At 71.3% G+C, this 19,160-nt stretch carries 15 protein-coding genes; 13 read left to right on the top strand and 2 right to left on the bottom strand.

Features of this window, described 5'->3' with window-relative positions; translation table 11 throughout:
• Entirely contained in the window at positions 1-1,905 is a 1,905-nt protein-coding gene (locus J2S58_RS11080; RefSeq protein ID WP_205258311.1) for an ABC transporter ATP-binding protein, read from the top strand.
• Positions 1,906-1,927: 22 nt separating this feature from the next.
• Entirely contained in the window at positions 1,928-4,318 is a 2,391-nt protein-coding gene (locus J2S58_RS11075) for a beta-galactosidase (RefSeq protein WP_205258312.1), read from the top strand.
• A gap of 72 nt (positions 4,319-4,390) precedes the next feature.
• Here the strand turns inward: J2S58_RS11075 and J2S58_RS11070 are convergent, their stop codons facing one another.
• Positions 4,391-5,395, bottom strand: coding sequence for a LacI family DNA-binding transcriptional regulator (locus J2S58_RS11070; protein WP_306828240.1), 1,005 nt, complete (start codon positions 5,393-5,395; stop codon positions 4,391-4,393).
• A gap of 134 nt (positions 5,396-5,529) precedes the next feature.
• On the opposite strand from J2S58_RS11070, the gene hisD reads away from it, so the two are divergent.
• The 10 genes from hisD (at position 5,530) to J2S58_RS11020 (ending at position 17,503) form a co-directional block, all read left to right on the top strand.
• On the top strand, positions 5,530-6,855 hold the full coding sequence (gene hisD / locus J2S58_RS11065) for a histidinol dehydrogenase (RefSeq protein ID WP_205258314.1): 1,326 nt from the start codon (positions 5,530-5,532) through the stop codon (positions 6,853-6,855).
• 46 nt (positions 6,856-6,901) lie between these two features.
• Positions 6,902-7,954 carry a zinc-dependent alcohol dehydrogenase gene (locus J2S58_RS11060; protein ID WP_205258315.1) on the top strand — a complete coding sequence of 351 codons (1,053 nt, stop codon included), beginning with the start codon at positions 6,902-6,904 and terminating at the stop codon, positions 7,952-7,954.
• 104 nt (positions 7,955-8,058) lie between these two features.
• Positions 8,059-9,174, top strand: coding sequence for a sugar ABC transporter substrate-binding protein (locus tag J2S58_RS11055; protein ID WP_240189400.1), 1,116 nt, complete (start codon positions 8,059-8,061; stop codon positions 9,172-9,174).
• Between the two features lie 2 nt (positions 9,175-9,176).
• The gene (locus J2S58_RS11050) at positions 9,177-10,676 is read left to right on the top strand and encodes a sugar ABC transporter ATP-binding protein (RefSeq protein WP_205258317.1); all 1,500 of its coding nucleotides are present in this window, start codon (positions 9,177-9,179) and stop codon (positions 10,674-10,676) included.
• Positions 10,673-11,689: an ABC transporter permease gene (locus tag J2S58_RS11045; protein WP_205258318.1), complete on the top strand. Its 1,017-nt coding sequence runs from the start codon at positions 10,673-10,675 to the stop codon at positions 11,687-11,689. The genes J2S58_RS11050 and J2S58_RS11045 overlap by 4 nt, the downstream gene beginning before the upstream one ends.
• A gap of 55 nt (positions 11,690-11,744) precedes the next feature.
• Positions 11,745-13,115, top strand: coding sequence for an NAD-dependent succinate-semialdehyde dehydrogenase (locus J2S58_RS11040; RefSeq protein ID WP_240189370.1), 1,371 nt, complete (start codon positions 11,745-11,747; stop codon positions 13,113-13,115).
• 91 nt (positions 13,116-13,206) lie between these two features.
• Positions 13,207-13,947: a dienelactone hydrolase family protein gene (locus tag J2S58_RS11035; protein WP_205258319.1), complete on the top strand. Its 741-nt coding sequence runs from the start codon at positions 13,207-13,209 to the stop codon at positions 13,945-13,947.
• A gap of 38 nt (positions 13,948-13,985) precedes the next feature.
• Positions 13,986-15,485, top strand: coding sequence for an FGGY-family carbohydrate kinase (locus J2S58_RS11030; RefSeq protein WP_205258320.1), 1,500 nt, complete (start codon positions 13,986-13,988; stop codon positions 15,483-15,485).
• Between the two features lie 32 nt (positions 15,486-15,517).
• A complete protein-coding gene (locus tag J2S58_RS11025; protein WP_205258321.1) occupies positions 15,518-16,555 on the top strand; it encodes a ketopantoate reductase family protein in 1,038 nt (345 codons plus the stop codon).
• A gap of 105 nt (positions 16,556-16,660) precedes the next feature.
• Entirely contained in the window at positions 16,661-17,503 is an 843-nt protein-coding gene (locus tag J2S58_RS11020; RefSeq protein ID WP_205258322.1) for an aldo/keto reductase, read from the top strand.
• 67 nt (positions 17,504-17,570) lie between these two features.
• Here J2S58_RS11020 and J2S58_RS11015 read toward each other — a convergent pair whose 3' ends face one another.
• A complete protein-coding gene (locus J2S58_RS11015; RefSeq protein ID WP_205258323.1) occupies positions 17,571-18,155 on the bottom strand; it encodes a YczE/YyaS/YitT family protein in 585 nt (194 codons plus the stop codon).
• A gap of 130 nt (positions 18,156-18,285) precedes the next feature.
• Between J2S58_RS11015 and J2S58_RS11010 the strand changes: the two genes are divergently transcribed.
• Entirely contained in the window at positions 18,286-19,158 is an 873-nt protein-coding gene (locus tag J2S58_RS11010; RefSeq protein ID WP_205258324.1) for an LLM class flavin-dependent oxidoreductase, read from the top strand.
• Positions 19,159-19,160: the final 2 nt, after the last annotated feature.

Raw genomic sequence — 19,160 nt, 5'->3', positions numbered from 1 at the left:
ATGGCCGTTCGAAAGCCGTTGCTTCAAGTGCGTGACCTGACCGTCCGCTACGAACCCCGGATGCATTCCGGGCTGACCGCCGTCGACCACGTCAGCTTCGATCTGCACGAGGGGGAGTTCGTCGGGCTCATCGGTGAGTCCGGCTGTGGCAAGAGCACTCTCGGGGTGGCGCTGCTCCGGCTGCGGCAGAGCCCGGCGAAGATCACCTCGGGCCAGGTGCTGTTCGACGGCACCGACATCCTGGCGCTCTCGGAGGACGAGCTGCGCACGCACCGGTGGAGCGACATCGCCACGGTCTTCCAGAGCAGCATGAACAGCCTGAACCCGGTGACCCGCATCGCGTCCTCGTTCGCCGACGTGCTCCACGCGCACACCGATCTGGACGACCGTGCCGTTGCCGCCCGTTCGGCCGAACTGCTGGAGATGGTCTCCATCGACCCGTCCTTCCTGCAGAACTACCCGCACGAGCTGTCCGGCGGGATGAAGCAGCGGATCAACCTGGCCCTGGCGCTCGCCCTGCGGCCGCGGTTCGTGCTGCTCGACGAGCCGACCACCGGCCTGGACGTGGTGGTGCAGCGGACCATCCTGGACAACATCCGCGAGCTGCAGCGGGAGCAGAAGTTCACCGTGCTGTTCATCTCCCACGACATGGGCACGGTGCTGGAGTCCTCGGACCGGATCATGGTCATGTACGCCGGACGGATGGTCGAGATCGGGTCCAGCCGCGCCCTGCTCGAGAAGCCGCTGCACCCGTACTCCAAGGCGCTGCTGGGCTCCTACGGGGACCCGCGGGCGGAGACCGTGGCCATCACCTACATCCCGGGGCGCCCGCCGGACCTGCGGCAGCGCCCGCCGGGCTGCGCCTTCGCCCCCCGCTGCCCGGAGGCGGTGGCGTCCTGCACCACGCTGGACCCGCCGCTGCAGCGGGTGGAACGGGTGGACGTGGCCTGCCTGGTCGCCCAGGCCCAGCACGGGCTGCGTGACCTGCCCGAGGACGTCGGCGAGCCGATCGCCGGGTTCGCCGGGCCGGCGTTCGTCAAGGAACTCACCGACCCGGCGGCCCGCCGCGGATCGGTGATCATCGAGGTCGACGCGGTGAGCAAGACCTTCACCCGGCGGCAGAAGATGAAGACCCACACCATCCAGGCCGTGGACGACGTCAGCTTCACCCTGCGCGAGGGGGAGGTGACGGCGCTGGTCGGGCAGAGCGGCAGCGGGAAGAGCACCCTGGCCAGGATGATCACCGGGGTGGAGCGCCCGTCCGCGGGGTCCGTCCGCTTCCACCCGCCGGGCGACGGCGGTCGTGATCAGGGGGCGGGCCAGGAGGTCGGGCGGATCCGCGGCAAGCAGCTGGAGGCGTTCCGGCGCAGCGTGCAGTACGTCTTCCAGGACCCGTACGCGGCGCTGAACCCGGCGCACACCATCGGCATGACGCTCGGCCGGCCCGTGCACAACTTCGCCGGGCTGCGCGGGAAGGCGCTGACGCAGCGGAGTGTGGAGCTGCTGGAGAAGGTGGGCCTGTCCCCGGGGGCCCGCTTCCTCGGCCGCTTCCCGTACGAGCTGTCCGGCGGGCAGCGGCAGCGCGTCGTCATCGCCAAGGCGTTGGCATCCGGCCCGCGGCTGATCATCGCCGACGAGCCCATCTCCAGTCTCGACGTGTCGATCCGCGCCGAGATCCTCGAGCTGCTCAACGCCCTGGTCGTCGACGAGCACGTGGGCATCCTCTACATCACCCACGATCTGCTCAGCGCCCGCATGCTCGCGGACTCAGCGCTGGTGCTCAACCACGGGAAGCTCGTCGAGTCCGGGCCGGCGGCGCAGGTCATCCTGCACCCGAAGGACGAGTACACCCGGACCCTGCTGGCCGCCATCCCCGACCCGAAGGCCGCCGGCCGGGTCGCCTGACCGATCCGCGGGACGGGTGGCCGTGACGGCCCCCGTCCCGTTCCCGTGCGAGGAGGACAGCGTGCAGGTGCACTTCGTCGACAAGCAGATCCGGCTGGACGGTCGGCCGGTGATGGTGCTGGCCGGGGAGATCCACTACTTCCGGCTCGACCGTGCGGACTGGTCCGACCGGCTCGACCTGCTGGTGGCGGCTGGGGCGGACACGGTGGCCAGCTACATCCCGTGGGTGGTGCACGAGCTGCCCGACGGCACCCTCGATCTGACCGGGCGCACCCGCCCCGAGCTCGATCTCGGCGCCTTCGTCGACCTGGCCGCGGCCAAGGGACTGGCCTTCCTGGCCCGGCCGGGGCCGTTCACCATGGCCGAGCTGCGGCACGAGGGCGTGCCCGGTCGGGTGGCCGTGGAGCACCCGGAGATCCGGCCGGTCGGCTGGGACGGCGCACCTGCCCCGACGTCCACGCTGGACTACCTGGCGCCGGCCTTTCTGGCCGAGACCCGTTCCTGGTACGCCGCTGTCGGGGCGGTCCTCGCGCCGCGGATGGCCGGCGTGGGTGGCCCGGTGACCCTCGTCCAGCTGGACAACGAGATCGGCATGCTCGCCTGGGTCTCCAACACCCCGGACCTGACCGAGCATCTGCTGGCCGATCTGCACACCTGGCTGGAGGACCGGTACGGCCCGGACGGTCTCGTCCTGCGGTACCCCGGTGCGCCGCTGGTGCTCACCGACGATCCGGTCGGGTGGGCGAGCCTGGTGCGCAGTCCGCAGCTGCAGAGCAGCGGGGCGCTGCGGCATGACCTGAGCACGTTCCTGCGCGGCCGGTTCGCCCGGTACGTCGACGCCCTGGCCGGATTCGCCACCGAGAGCGGATTCGGCGGGGTGCCGTTCCTGATCAACGTGCACGGCACCGAGGCCGGCGGGGCGGCGTCGTTCCCGATCGGCATCGCCCAGCTGCTGGAGACCTGGCGGGGGCGGGCCGACCGGACGGCCGGGTCCGACCACTACGTGGGCACGCTGACCTGGGCGTCGGCCGCCGAGCTGTACCTGGTGCACGCCTTCCTCGACGCCACGCTGGACGCCGGCCAGCCGTTGACCAGCCTGGAGTTCGAGGTGGGCACGGGCGACTACGGCGGCGACGAGGGCGCCTTCACCGACCCCACGTCGGTGGTGCTCAAGACCCGGCTGCTGCTGTCCCAGGGCACCCGGTTGTTCAACGCGTACCTGTTCGCCGGCGGGGAGAACTTCCTCGATGAGCGGGTGGACGACCGGGGCACCCACCGATTCGGGATCACCGGCCAGCGGCACGGCAGCGCGGCGCCGGTCGATCCCGACGGGCGGCCCGGCCCGGCGTACGCGTCGACCCGGGAGGCGCTCCAGGTGGCCCGCGCGCACGAGCGCTGGGCGGCGACCTGGCAGCCCGAGTTCGACGACGTGACGGTGGGTTTCGTCCCCGACCACTACGCGACCGAGTACACCTACCGCGGCAACGCGGTGATGCCCGAGCTGACCGATGACCTGCGGCACGCCCGCGGTGGCGGCCCCGGCAGTGTGCTGGCCCGCGCCCTGCTGGGGGCCGGGATCCGCTATTGCGCAGTCGATCTCGGTGGGGCCGGTGCACTCGGCGGGGTCGTGGTACTGGGCAGCCCGTCGGTGTTGGGCGCCGCCCTGCAGCGGCGGCTGGTCGAGCACGTGACCGCGGGCGGCGGACTGCTGCTCGTCGGGTCGCTGCCCACCCGCGACGACGACGGCGCGTCCTGCACGATCTTCGCCGACGCGCTGGGGCTGCGGGCGGGGGAGACGCTGACCGGAGCGGACCTGCCGTTCGCCTCCTTGGTCGGCGCCGGGTGGGCGGCGCACCGGCCGGAGGTGCGGGTGGGCCGGATGCAGGTGCTGGACGTGCCGGCCGGTGAGGTCCTGCTGCGGGATGCGATGTCCGGCCGCCCGGTCGCTGCCCACGTCCGGCTGGGTGCCGGGCAGGCGGTGGTGATCGCGGCGGACGTGGCCCTGCCGCCGGAGTTCCTCGGCGAGATCATCGGGCGGCTGGGCGGTCGCCCCGGTCTGCGGATCGAGCGGGACACCCCCGGCGTGCTGGCCACCACCACCCGCACCCCGGACGGCGACCGCTTCCTGCACGTCATGACGGTGACCGGGCTGACCAGCACGGTGTCGTTCACCCTCGACGGCCGTCCGCTGTTCGACGGGGACACCGTCGAGCTTGCCCCGCGGACGGGGCTGATCCTCCCGGTCGACGTGGGCATGGCCGGCCGTCGGGTGGCCGCCACCGCCGAGATCGTCTCCCTGGACGGCGATGTGCTCACGCTGCGGGCGGCCGGCCCCGGCCGGGCGGTGTGGATCGACGGGTGTCGGCGGGACCTCGGCGGCCCGGGTGACCAGGCGGTCGCTCTGACCGGTTGACCGGATGCTCGGCCGGTGGGGTAGGGCCGTCGGCGTGGTCGGCCGGTCGGCCGCCTCCGGACACCGGCGGTCTCAGCCGCGGACCGCGGCGTGCGTCCGACGACGGGCCAGCGTGGTGGCGACGACCCGTCGCTCGGGTGCGGCCTCCTTGTCCCGGATCCGGCGGACCAGCAACTCCGCCGCTCCCGCAGCCATCGCGGCGAGATTCACCCGGACCGTCGTCAGGTCGAAGACGGACCAGCCGGCCGGGGCGATGTCGTCGAAACCGACCACGGACACGTCGCCCGGGACGTCGATGCCGTCGGCCGCGGCCGCATCCAGCGCACCGAGCGCGATGACGTCGTTGGCGCAGAACACGGCGGTCGGTGGGTGCGGCCCGCCCAGGAGCTGCCGCAGGCCCCGCTGGCCGGCCTCGTGGGTGAAGCTGCCGACGACGATGCGTTCGTCGGGCAGGGCGATCTCGTGATCGGCGAGGTGTCGGACGAACGAGGCCCGGCGGGCCCGGGCGGTGCTCACGTCCATCGGGCCGGAGATCATCCCGAGGCGTCGGTGACCCAGGCCCACCAGTTCACGGACGACGGTCTGCACGCCACCGTCGTCGTCGGGCACGCAGGAGTCGGCGTCGTCCCCGTCCACCTCGCGGTTGAGGAAGACGAACGGGATCCCGGCCCGGGTCAGGGCACCGGGCAGGGGGGAGGACACGGTCAACGCGGTCAGCACCACGCCGTCCAGTGAGCCGTCGAAGATCGGTGCGAGATCGGTCTTCTCGTCGGATCCGTCGGCGCTGGTGGTGAGCAGCACCGTGCAGTTCCCGGAGGCCATCAGCGCATCGTGCAACGGGGCGAGGAGTGCGGGGTAGAACGGGTTCAGCAGCTCCCCGGTGACCACCCCGATCCGCCCGGTCCGCCGGGTGGCCAGGCTGCGGCCGACCTGACTGGGTGTGTAGCCCAGGGCCTCCACCGCGTCCAGGATGCGCTTCTTGGTCTCCGGCGAGATCCGGGTCGAGTCACGCAGCGCCAGGGAGACCGCGGACTGCGAGACCCCCGCGAGCCGCGCCACGTCGTACCCGGTCACCACGTCGTGCTCCCCGACAATTCAGTCATACGCATGAATGCCCCCTTCTTGAGCGTCCACAGTGTCACAGCGCTGCTTGACGGTCATGCGCATGACCGGTAGACAGACCGAGTACACCCCGACCCAATGGAGGATCAATGGTGGCCTCGCAGCACCTCAAGCAAGCATCGCCCACGGCCCCGTCGTCGGTGGGTTCCGGGGTGGCCGACACGGTGTCCGGCGTGATCGCCGACATCCGGACCCGCGGTGACGTGGCGGTCCGGGAGTACTCCGAGAAGTTCGATCGCTGGTCCCCCGAGAACTTCCGTCTGTCGGCCGAGGACATCGAGCGCATCGTCGCGACCGTCCCGGAGGCGGTCATCACCGACATCACGACCGTGCAGGCCAGCGTCCGCCGGTTCGCCCAGCACCAGCGCGACTCGATGACCGACTTCGAGGTCGAGATGTCTCCGGGCGTCCACCTCGGCCAGAAGAACATCCCCGTCTCCGCGGTCGGCGCCTACGTGCCCGGTGGTCGCTACCCGCTCGTCGCCTCGGCCCACATGACCGTGGTGACCGCGAAGGTCGCCGGCGTGGAGTCGGTCGCCGCCTGCACCCCGCCGATCCGCGGGGAGATCCCCGCCGCCACCATCGCGGCGATGCATCTGGCCGGCGCGGACGACATCTACGTGCTGGGCGGGGTCCAGGCCGTCGCGGCCATGGCCGTCGGCACCGAGACCGTCCGACCGGTCAACCTGCTGGTCGGCCCGGGCAACGCCTACGTGGCGGAGGCCAAGCGCCAGCTGTTCGGCAGCGTCGGCATCGACCTGTTCGCCGGTCCCACCGAGACCCTGGTCGTCGCGGACGAGTTCGCCGATCCGTTCGTGGTGGCCGTGGACCTGCTCAGCCAGGCCGAGCACGGGCCGGATTCACCGGCCATCCTCGTCACCTCCTCGGCGGAGGTCGGGCGGGCCGCGCTGGAGCACATCGACCGGCTGCTGGTCGACATGCCCACGAAGGACTTCGCCGGTCCCGCCTGGCGCGATCACGGCCAGGTCATCGTCACCGAGAACCTCGAGGACGCCTACCGGGTGGCCGACTCGTTCGCGAGCGAGCACGTGCAGATCCTGACCGCCGAACCCCGCCGGGCCCTGGAGACGATGCGCAACTTCGGCGCGCTCTTCCTCGGCGAGGGCACCTGCGTCTCCTACGGCGACAAGGTGATCGGCACCAACCACACGCTGCCCACCCGCGGAGCCGCCCGGTACACCGGCGGGCTCTGGGTCGGGAAGTACCTCAAGACGGTGACCTATCAGGAGGTCACCGACCAGGCCGCGTCGGCCGCCCTCGGCGAGTTGTGCGGCCGCGCCGCCCGGGTCGAGTTCTTCGAGGGTCACGCCCGCTCCGGCGACGTCCGGGCCGCCAAGTACGCCGGGGCCGAACTGCCCTGGGCCCCCGAGCAGTACCGCGCCGTGGCCCGATGACCACCCACCCCGCTTCCGCTGGTCGATCCGCACTGAAGGAGATGTCGTGAAGGGTTACGTGTTCAAGGGCGACCGCGTCGTCGAGCTGGTGGAGCGGGACAAGCCCACCGTCGGCCCCGGCCAGGTGCTGATCCGGACGAAGACGTCCTCGATCTGCGGGACCGATCTGCACGTCTACCGCGCGCCCGCGGCCACCGTCGGCTCCAGGGGCGTGACGATCAGCGGACACGAGCCCGTGGGCGAGGTCGCCGAGGTCGGCGCCGGGGTGGCCTGGCCGGCCGTCGGCGACCGGGTCGTCGGCTACCACGTCGCCGGCTGCAACGTCTGCAAGTTCTGCCAACTCCGCCGCTACAAGGAATGCCCGCACAACTACAGCGCCCCGGCCTCCGACCCGCAGCGCATCGCCATGCAGGAGAACCTGGACGGCTCGAACGGGGAATACATCCTGCTCGAGGCCGGGCTGGTGCTCCCGCTGCCCGACGAGTTCACCTGGGCGGACGGCTCGGTGCTGGTGTGCAACTTTGGCACCGCCTACGGCGCCGTCCGGAACGCGTTCAGCTTCCCCGGCGGCACCCTCGCGGTGTGGGGCCTGGGGCCGGTCGGCCTGAACATCGTCCTGGTCGCCCGGGCCATGGGCATGCGCGTCATCGGGATGGACGTCTCCGCGGGACGCCGCGGCGTCGCGGAAGCCATGGGGGTCGAGGTCGTCGACGGGGCCCAGGGCTCGCTCACCGAGCTCCTGCACTCGATGACCGATGGCGAGGGCCCGGACTCGATCATCGACACCACCGGGGTCGGTTCGGTCCACGAGATCCTGGTACCCACCGTGAAGCGCGGCGGCACCGTGGTGCTGGTCGGCCTGGGGCACAACACCTCGGTCGGCCCGGTTCCGCAGGCGGTGCTGCGCCAGGTGACCATCAAGGGCTCCTGGATCTTCGACATCGAGGACTGGCAGCCGATGCTCGAGTTCGTCCGCTCGCACGAGCTCGTCGACCTGATGGCCACCGTCGACAAGGTCGTCCCCATCGCCGATTTCGAGCTCGCCTTCGAGGAGGCCGATCAGGCCCTCGCCGGAAAGATCATCTTCGACTGGGCGTAGTCCCCCGGTCGTCCCCCCGCGCACCGGCTCCGCCGGGTCGCAGCACCCCCGGTCGCCGTCCCGCGCACCGTGGTCACAGGCAAAGGAGCCAAGTCGTGAACGAGATGTCGCGTATTTCCCGCCGGTCCTTCGGGGCGGGTGCGCTCGGCGCCGCCGGGCTCGCCCTGCTGGCCGCATGCGGTCAGGGCGCCCAGGCCGGCGCGTCCGGGGCGAGTTCGGGCGCCGGCGGTGGTGGCGGTGGTGGCACCGGCACCTACGCCAACAAGGGCATGGACTTCTTCTTCTTCGTCATGCTGGCGGAGTCGATCAAGCGGCGCACCGAGGAGCTCGGCTTCACCTACAACTCCACCGATGCCAAGCAGGACTCCAGCCAGCAGTTCAACCAGGCCAAGACCCTGCTGGTGCAGAAGCCGTCGTTCCTCGTCGTCGACACCGTGGACTCGGGTGCGTGGGCTCCCATCGCGACCCAGACCAAGGGCGCCAAGGTCCCCTTCGGTGCGGTCGACTCGCTGGTCACCGATGGTGAGATCGACTTCCAGGTCGCGTTCGACAACTCCATGGCCGGGACCCTGGCCGCGCAGAAGACGGTCGAGCTGCTCAAGGCCAAGTACGGCACCGAGCGCGGCCAGGTCTTCAACGGGTACGGCGCGCTGTCCTCCGCGGCCTGGAACGCCCGCAAGATCGCCTTCGAGGCCGAGCTCGCCAAGTACCCGGAGATCCAGCTGATCTCCCGCCCCACCGACGGCAGCGAGACCACGGCCCGCCAGGTCGCCGGCGCCACCCTGTCGGAGTTCGCCGACCTGGACGCCATCCACGGCCCCAGCGACTCGATCACCCGCGGCTTCATCACCGCCATGCAGACCGCCGACCGGCTGAAGAAGGTCGGCGAGGAGGGGCACATCATCGTCACCACGATCGACGGCGAACCCCAGGCGCTGCAGTGGTTCCGCGACGGCACCGTCGACGCGCCGGTGTCCCAGGACCCGGTCGCCTACGGCGAGATCTGCGTGGACATGCTGACCACGTACACGGCCAAGGGCCAGGCCATCCCGCTGGGTGCCTACGACAACAAGGACTACTTCTGGGAGAGCTCGGTGATCGACTCGACGCCGAACGGCCCGGTCATGACGATCCCGCCGTACATCATCGACAAGGACAACGTCGAGGACCCGCGGCAGTGGGCGAACGTGGTCACCCAGAAGTGGGGCATCAAGCAGTGACGGTGGAACGGGGCGAGGTCGTCCTGGAGACGCGGGGCCTGGAGAAGAAGTACGGCGAGAACTACGCGCTGGAGCCCTTGGACCTGACCATCGCGGCCGGATCCATCCACGGGTTCCTCGGCAAGAACGGTGCGGGCAAGTCCACCCTGGTCGGCATGATCGCCGGCTCGGTGCGGCCGACGGCCGGCGAGATCCTGCACGAGGGAACCGACATCACCTCCACGGGGTACACCGAGCGCCGGGCGATGGGCATCCACCTGCTCGGCCAGCACGCCGAGCTGGTGGGTGCGCTGAGCGTCGCGGAGAACCTGATGATGCCCAACCTGCCCCGCGGGGCCGGTGGCCTCGTCAAGTGGTCCAAAGTGCGCAGTGAGGCCAGGGAGGTGCTCGAGCGCTACCGGTTGCCGTTCCACGTCTCGACACCGGCCGCGGAGCTGTCCCTGCACGACCAGCGTCGGCTCGCCATCGCCCGCACCCTGCGCGAGGGCGGCAGCCTGGCCATGCTCGACGAGCCGACGGCTGCGCTGAGCCGCAGCGAACGGCGTGAGCTGTTCGACTGGATCCGGGAGCTCAACGCCGAGGGGCAGACCTTCGTCTTCATCTCGCACTACAACAGCGAGATCCAGGAGATCTGCGACGAGTGCACGGTGTTCCGCGACGGTCGCCTGGTGGCCTCCGGGGTGAACCCCCGGAGCATCTCCTCGGCCGAGATCTCCGAGCTGGTCACCGGAACGGCCGTCCAGGAGTTCCACCGCGTGCCCGTCCCCGAGGCGCAGGCGCACCTGGAGCTGCGGGACTTCCGGGCACCCGGGGTCGGCCCGATCGACCTGGAGATCGGCCGCGGCCAGATCATCGGGTTCGTCGGACTGCCGTCCTCCGGGGCGAAGGAGCTCGCCCGCGCCATCGGCGGACTCAACCCCGGCCACACCGGGGAGATCGTCCTGGACGGCAAGGCCGTCGCGACGGCCGACGTGCCGGCGGCCCACGCCGCCGGCATCGCCTACCTGACCGACGACCGCATCCACGAGGGCCTGGTCAAGGAGATCTCCATCATGGAGAGCCTGCACCTGGGCAACTGGCCCACCTCCCGGGGCCTGGTCGACTTCCCGGCCATGAAGCGCTACTACACGTCCATCAACCAGCGGCTGCACATCCGCTCCAGCGGTCAGCAGCAGCCGGTGGGCGAGCTGTCCGGCGGGAACCAGCAGAAGGTGCTGATCGGCGCGATCCTCGCGCTGAACCCGCGGGTGATCATCCTGGACGAGCCGACGGTGGGCGTGGACGTCGGGACGAAGGAAGAGATCCACGGCCTGATGGACGAACTGACCCGCCAGGGCATCAGCGTCATCCTGCTGACCTACGACGCCGACGAGATGTGCCGCGTCGCCGACATCGTCGTGGCCTTCCAGGACCAGCGCGTGGCCAGGGTTCTCACCGGCGCGGACATCACCGCCGACGCCATCATCGACAGCCTTGTGGAACACACGGGAGTATCGGCATGAGCCAGACGCAGTCACCCGAGCACGTCACGCCCACCGGCCCACCGGTGCCGAGGGCCACGGCCGCCACCAGGGGAAGACCGGGCGCCGTCCCGCTGGTCCTGAACAACATCGTCTGGGTGTTGCTCGTCCTGTTCGCGATCGTCGGGTACCTGCTGAACCCGTTCTTCTTCAGCATCCCCAACGCCCAGAACATCCTGGTGCAGGCGACGACGCTGGGCTTCCTGGCGGTCGGCATCGCCTTCACGCTGCTGATCGGCGAGATCGACCTGTCCGTGGTCGGCGTCCTCGGGTTCAGCGGGGCGATCGGCGCCGTCGCGGTGAACAACGGCGTGCCTCCGCTCCTGAGCATCCTGCTGGTCATCGCCACCGGCGGGTTGATCGGCCTGATCAACGGCTTCTGCGTGGCCAAGCTCAAGATGAACTCGCTGATCACCACCCTCGCGGTCGGGTTGACCCTGGGCGGCGCCGTGCTGGCGATCACCGAGGGCACCACCATCACCATCGACCAGCCCGGGTACACCTTCATCGGCACCCAGTCGATCGGCGGCTGGCCGATCATGCCGCTCGCCCTGGTGATCCTGTTCGTGGTCGTCTTCGTCCTGCTGAACCGGACCCGTTGGGGGCGCAGCATCTACGCGACCGGCGGCAGCGAGCGCGCGTCGTTCGCGGCCGGTGTCCGCACCACCCGCGTGCGGATGAGCGCGTTCGTGGTCTCCGGGCTGTTGGCCGGCTGTGCGGGCTGGATCGCCACGGCGTACCTGTCCGGCGTCAACTCCACCATCGGCTCGGACATCCTGCTGTACGCGATCGCGGCGCCCGTGATCGGCGGCGTCTCCCTCACCGGCGGCGTCGGCAAGGTCGCCGGGATCCTGGGCGGCATCCTGCTCATCACCGTCGTCCAGGTCGGACTGCAGCTCAGCAGCATCTCGGCCTACTACATCACCATGGCGGGCGGCGCGATGATCTTCGTCGCCGTGCTCATCGACATCGTCCGGATCCGCGTGCGGCGCTGAACCGCGCCGCACCGAGCAACGCTGTTTCCGCTCTCTCCTTCCCGAAAGGATCTCCATGTTCGCGACCGTGAACCCGGCCACCGGCGAGAAGCTCGCGCAGTACGACTACCTCACCGACGAGCAGCTGCAGGACGCCCTCGCGCGGACCGACGCCGCCCACCGATCCTGGCGGGAGGTGCCCCTGGACGAGCGGATCGCCGTGCTGCACAGGGTCGCCGACCTCTACCGCGAGCGCAGGGACGAGCTGGCCCGTCTCACCGGTCTCGAGATGGGCAAGCCCTTCGAGGAGGCCAAGGGCGAGATCGACATCGTCGCCAGCATCTGGGACTACTACGCCGACCACGCGGAGGATCTGCTGCGTGAGCAGGAGCTGTCCGTCAGCGGCGGCGGCCGGGCGTTCATCCGGACGAAGTCGATCGGCTCGATCCTGGGCATCATGCCGTGGAACTACCCGCACTACCAGGTCGCCCGGTTCGCCGCCCCGAACCTGGTGCTGGGCAACAGCGTCCTGCTCAAGCACGCCGAGAACTGCCCGCAGAACGCGCTCGTCGTGCAGGAGCTCGTGGAGCAGGCCGGCGGCCTGCCCGACGCCTACCTCAACGTCTTCGTCACCACCGAGCAGGTCGGCACGATCCTGGCCGACCGTCGCAACCAGGGCGTGTCCCTGACCGGCAGCGAGCGGGCCGGTGCCGCGGTCGCGGAGATCGCCGGGCGCAACCTGAAGAAGTGCGTGCTGGAGCTGGGCGGCAGCGACGCGTTCATCCTGTTGGACACCGACGACATGGACCTCGCCGTGGAGAAGGCCGCGAGCGGCCGCATGTACAACTCCGGTCAGGCCTGCAACTCCCCGAAGCGGCTCATCGTCGTCGAGGACCTGTACGAGGACTTCGTCTCCGGGCTCAAGCAGCGGCTGACGTCCCTGAGGGCCGATCCAGACACGGAGATGGCCGCGGTGTCCATCGGGCCGGTGGCCTCGCGCACCGCCGCCGAGCAGCTCCAGGAGCAGGTCGACGACGCCGTGTCCAAGGGGGCGACCCTGCACCTGGGCGGCACGATGTCGGAGAACGGTTCGTTCTTCTCCCCGACCCTGCTCACCGACGTCAAGCCGGGGATGCGCGCCTACCGGGAGGAGGTCTTCGGGCCGGTCGCGGTGGTCTACAAGGTCAAGGACGAGGCCGCGGCGATCGAGCTGGCCAACGATTCCGACTACGGACTGAGCTGTGACATCTTCAGCGCCTCCCCGGAGCGGGCGATCGCGGTGGCCGATCAGCTGGAGACCGGCATGGCCTGGATCAACGGCATCTCCGGGACCCAGGCCGACCTCCCCTTCGGTGGGGTCAAGAAGTCCGGCTACGGCCGCGAGCTCGGCGAGTACGGCATCCTCGAGTTCGCGAACAAGAAGATCTTCCGGCTCCCCGCTGAGTGAGTGGGTCGCGTGCTCTCCGCCCCGGTGGGTGATCCCCGCCGGGGCGGAGTCGTCTCCGGGGTCCTGTGGACTGCTGCGTAGGGTCACGGGCATGCCCCACATCAGCATCTCCGCCGCCACCGCGACCGCCGGCCAGCAGGCGGAACAGGGCGCGTACCTCGCCGTTCCCGTCCCCACCGCCGACCGGCCCGGCCCCTGGCCCGGGGTGATCCTGGTGCACGACGCGTTCGGGCCGGGCGACGACATGCAGGAGCAGGCCGACTGGCTGGCCGCCGCCGGGTACGTCGCACTCATGCCGGATCTGTTCCAGGGCCGGTCATGGGTGCGGTGCGTCAAGGGCGTCTTCCAGCAGCTGGCCGCCCAGCGCGGCCCGGTGTTCGACCGGATCGAGGCGGCCCGGGCTCGACTGGCCGACCGGGCCGACTGCACCGGCTCCGTCGGCGTCATCGGGTACTGCATGGGCGGTGGGTTCGCCCTGGTCCTCGCCGGCCGACCCGGCTACGACGTGGCGAGCGTGAACTACGGCCCGCTGCCCAGGAACCTCGACGAGGTGCTCGGCGGCGCCTGCCCGATCGTGGCCAGCTACGGCGGCAAGGACACCGGCCTCAAGGGCGCCGCGGCGAACCTGCGCGCCGCCGTGGAGCGGGTGGAGGCCACGGCCGACATCAAGGAGTACCCGGACGCCGGGCACGGGTTCATCAACCGGCTGAAGATCCCGTCGCCGCTGCCCACCCTGATGCGCATCGCCGGGGTCGGGTACGACCACGACTCGGCCGCGGACGCCAAGCGCCGCATCCTGACCTTCTTCGACCAGCACCTGTCCCTCGGCTGACACCGCCCGCACCTCATCGAGATCCGAACGGAGACACCATGACCGCCGGTGGCACGACCCGGGACGACGACGTCTGGATCGGACTGGACCTGGGGACGCAGAGCGTCCGGGCGCTGGCGGTGACCGCGGACGGGACCGTCGCCGGCTCGGGCAGCGGCAAGCTGACCAGCCACCGCGACGGACCCGCCCACGAGCAGGACCCGGCGCAGTGGTGGGAGCAGGTGGTCGTGGCCACCCGCGCTGCGCTGCAGGGCATCTCACCGGAGCGGGTGCGGGGCGTCGCCGTGGACGCCACGTCGGGCACCATCGTGCTGACCGACCCGGACGGGCGCCCCCTCACCCCGGGGATCATGTACGACGACACCCGCGGTGCCGCCGAGGTGGACGAGATCAACGCCGTCGGCGCGGAGGTGTGGGCCACGCTCGGCTACCAGCGCATGCAGCCCTCCTGGGCGCTGCCCAGCCTGCGGTGGTTGCTGCGGCAGCACCCCGAGCTGGTCGGCACCGCCCGCCTGGCCCATCAGAGCGACGTGATCACCGGCCGGCTCGTCGGTCGCCCCGTCGCCGCCGATCTGAGCAACGCGCTGAAGACCGGCGCGAACCTCGACGACGAGACCTGGCCGCTGGACGTGTTCGAGCGGCTCGGCATCCCGGCCACGTTGCTGCCCCCGCTGGTGCGCACCGGAGCCTTCCTGGGCGAGGTCGGTTCCGGGGCGGCCGCCGAGACCGGAATCCCCGTCGGCACCCCGGTGATCGCCGGCGCCACCGACGGCTGCGCGGCCCAGCTCGGCGCCGGGGCGCTGCGGATCGGCAGCTGGAACTCCGTGGTCGGCACCACCCTCGTGCTCAAGGGCGTCAGCCACGAGCTCATCCGCGACCCGCTCGGCGTCGTCTACTCCCACAAGGCGCCCAACGGGGACTGGCTGCCCGGCGGGGCGTCCAGCACCGGCGCGGGCGCGGTGTCCCGGGACTTCCCCGGCGCCGACCTGGACGAGCTCGGCCGCCGCGCTGCCGCCTTCGCCCCCACCGACGTGCTCGCCTATCCGCTGGTCTCCGACGGCGAGCGGTTCCCGTTCATCGCCCCGGACGCGCGCGGCTTCCTGCTCGGTGACCCGCGCGACGACGCGGAGCACTTCGCCGCCGTGCTGCAGGGCGTGGCGTTCGTCGAGCGGCTCTGCTTCGACTACCTCGACCTCCTCGGCGCCCCGATCGGCGGCGATCTGATCGTCACCGGTGGCGCGACGCGCAGCCCGTTCTGGAACCAGCTCCGCGCCGACGTGCTCGGTCGGCCCCTGGTCCTGCCGGAGAACGCCGAAGGGGCGCTGGGCATGGCCGTCCTCGCCGCCTCCCCCGGGCGGGAGGCCGCGGATGTCGCCGCGGAGATGGTGCGCATCCGCGCCACCGTCGACCCGCGCCCGGAGATGCTCGGCCGCTACGACGACGCCTACCTGCGGTTGGTCGGTGAGCTCGAGGGGCGGGGCTGGCTGCCCGCGTCCGTCGCAACGCTCGCGCGGGAGCGCACGGGCACCGGGCGGTGACCGGGGGACGGTGAGCGGGGAACACTGACCCCATGACCCGTTACGTGATCGTCGGCGCCGGAGCCATCGGAGCCACCCTCGGTGGCCGCCTCGCGCAGGCCGACCGGGACGTCGTCCTGGTCGCCCGCGGTGAGCACGCCGCCGCCATGGCCGAGCGCGGCCTGACCCTGCGCGACCCCGCGGCCACCGTCACCGTGCACCCCCCGGTGGCCACTGCGCCCGAGGACGTCGACCTGACCGTGGACGACGTGGTCGTCCTCACCGTCAAGACCCACCAGGTGCTGGCCGCGGTGACTGCCTGGGCCGATCGGCCCGTGCGTGACGGTGGCGCGGTGGTGGGGACCGCGGGGGAGCTGCTGCCGTTCGTCACCGCGCAGAACGGGGTGAGCAGCGAGGAGCTGTGCCTGCGGTACGTCGACCGGGTGTTCGCCGCCTGCCTGTGGATGCCCGTCGTCCTGCTGGAACCGGGCGAGGTGTGGGTGCGCTCGTCGCCGTTGTCCGGGGTGTACCAGGTCGGCCGGGTCCCCGCGGCCCGCACCGATCCGCGGGACGCGGCGTTCCTGGACAGACTGGTCGCCGACTGCGCCGCCGCCGCTGTGGAGATCCAGCGTCCGGCCGAGGTCCTGGCCTGGAAGTACCGCAAGCTGCTGGCCAACCTCGGCAACGGGGTGCAGGCCCTGCTCGGCGACGGCGACCCCGAGGTCAAGCGGTTCGTCGGACTGGCCCGGGACGAGGCCCTCGCCGTCCTCGCCGCCGCCGACATCGAGCCGGTGGACCCGGACGAGCAACGCGCCGGCGTCGGGGGCAAGACGGACCCGAAGCCCATCCCCGGGCAGCCCGCGGGCATGGGCGGATCGTCCTGGCAGTCGCTGGCCCGCGGTACCGGGAGCATCGAGACCGACTACCTCAACGGCGAGATCGTCCGGCTCGCCCATGTGCACGGGGTGCCCGCCCCGGTGAACACCGTCCTGGCCCGGCTGTGCCGACAGGCCGCGGCCCGCCGCGACGCCCCCGGCTCGGTCACCGCCGACCAGCTCGACGCCGCCCTGGCCCACCCACGTACGGCGTAAGGGGTCTGCGTCGGTAAGCTGCGCCGGGCGGTCGGACGACTGCGGCAGCGACCTGCGCCGCACCCCGGTCCCGCCACATCCCGCGTCACCCAGGAGGAGACAGGCATGAGTTCGGTCCCGAACATCACCCTGAACAACGGCGTCCAGATTCCGCAGCTCGGTTTCGGCGTCTTCCAGATCAAGCCGGCCGACACCGTCGAGGCCGTGACGACCGCGCTGGAGATCGGCTACCGCCACATCGACACCGCGCAGATGTACGGCAACGAGAAGGAGGTCGGGCAGGCCGTCGCGCAGTACGACATCGACCGCGCCGACGTCTTCATCACCAGCAAGCTGAACAACAACCAGATCGGTCGCGACGACGCGCTCTCCGCGTTCGACCAGACCCTGAAGGATCTGGGCGTCGACACCATCGACCTGTTCCTCATCCACTGGCCGCTGCCGACCGTGCGCGACTACGTGGAGACCTGGAAGGCCTTCGAGGAGATCTACGCCTCCGGTCGCGCCCGCTCCATCGGCGTCTCCAACTTCCAGAAGTCCCACCTGGACAAGCTGAAGGCCGAGACGGACACCGTCCCCGCCGTCAACCAGATCGAGGTGCACCCGTACCTGACCCAGGAGGCGCTGCGCGCGGTCGACGCCGAGTACGGCATCGCCACCGAGGCATGGTCGCCGATCGCCCAGGGCAACGTGCTCGACGACCCGGCGATCACCGCCATCGCCGAGGCCACGGGCAAGAGCCCGGCCCAGGTCGTGCTGCGCTGGCACGTCCAGCTGGACAACATCGTCTTCCCGAAGTCGGTCACCCCCAGCCGGATGAAGGACAACTTCGAGATCTTCGACTTCCAGCTGACCGACGACCAGGTCGCCAGCATCTCGGCCCTGAACAAGGACGAGCGCACCGGGCCCGACCCGGACGTGTTCGACATGGTGCCGCCGAAGAAGTGACGCCGGCTGCCTGACCAGAACGGTCCGGTCCCTTCGGGGGCCGGGCCGTTCTGCGTCTCCGGGTGGGTCAGGCCGGACGGAGGTGCGGGCTGAGGGTGGCGAACCGCCGCCCCAGCAGGTCCACCGCCGGCCCGAGCAGCACGATGACCAGCACCGTGGCCACCCCGATCGAGGCGCCCAGCAGCCAGCCGGCCACCGCCCCGGCGAACTGGAACGCGCTGTAGCTCCACCGGAACGGCACGGGCGGATCCCACGCGGTGGACAGCGCCTCGGCCGGGCCGGCCCCGAACCTGCTCCCCAGGTACCCGGCGACCCCGAAGCTGAGGATCACGAACGCGATGACCAGCAGCCCGATCCGGGCGGGCAGGGACAACCCGGCGGGCACCAGGTCGAGCACGTACCCGACGACCAGCCCGGTGACCACCGGCTGCACCACCGTGCCCAGCGCCGGCCGCGCCCCCTTGAGCCAGGCCAGCAGGACCAGGATCAGGCCGATGGAGATGTTGACCAGGGCGAAGGGCAGCCCGGACGCCCGGGTCGCGCCGTTGATCAGGGTGGAGTAGCCGTCCGACCCGAGGTCGGCGGCGAGCAGCAGGCCGACCCCGATGCCGAGGACCCCGCAGGACAGGAACAGCTGGATCACCCGGCGCACGCGGCCCAGTATCCCCGGGCGCCCGCGTCGCCCTGACCACCCGCCGGACAACCGTTGTCGCGCTGGACGTGTCGGGCATCGGGTGTCGTGCAGCAGGCTGGACAGCCCGCGCCGGGGGAGGATGGCTCCCATGACCACGCTCGGTGTCGTCCACCTGCCCCAGAACCCGCCGGAGAAGCTGCGGGAGGTGGCCCGGGCCGCCGACGCCGCCGGGCTGGACGAGCTGTGGCTCTGGGAGGACTGCTTCCTGACCGGCGGGGTGTCCACCGCGGCGGCGATCCTGGCCTGGACGGAGCGGCTGGGGGTCGGCATCGGTCTGCTGCCCGTCCCGCTGCGGAACGTCGCCCTCACCGCCATGGAGCTGGCCACCCTGGAGGCGTACTTCCCGGGCCGGACGGTGCCGGCGGTCGGGCACGGGGTGCTGGACTGGATGGGCCAGGTCGGCGCCCGGGCCGCCTCGCCGATGACCCTGCTGCGCGAGTACACGACGGCGCTGCAGGCCCTGCTGCGCGGGGACACGGTGACCACCGACGGCCGGTACGTGCACCTGGACGGCGTCGCCCTGGACTGGCCGCCGGCCGCCCCGCCGCGCCTGCTGGTCGGCGCCACCGGACCGCGCACCCTGCAGCTGGCCGGTGAACTGGGCGAGGGCACGGTGCTGAGCAGCAACACCACCCCCGACGAGGTTCGCGCGGCCCGGGTCGAGATCGACCGCGGGCGGGCGACCGCGGGCCGCGGCGAGCCGGCCACCATCGCCGTCTTCGTCATCGCCGCCACAGGACCCGACGCGGCGCAGCGGTTGGACCGCGAGCTGCGGCGGTGGAACTACGACCCGGCCCGGGACATCGGGATCGCCGGTGGTGCGGACGATGTCGCCACAGCGGTGCGGAGATGGACCGACGCCGGGGCCGACACCGTCGTCCTGCAACCCACTCTCGACGAGCCCGACGTGATCGGCTTCGTCGAGTTCGTCGCCGGGCAGGTCGCTCCGCTCGTCCGCTGAGC

Origin of the sequence: Nakamurella flavida (assembly GCF_030811475.1) — a bacterium.
Classification (GTDB): Bacteria; Actinomycetota; Actinomycetes; order Mycobacteriales; family Nakamurellaceae; genus Nakamurella; species Nakamurella flavida.
The sequence above is the reverse complement of the archived record's forward strand: the minus strand, read 5'-3'. Positions and strand labels throughout refer to the sequence as shown.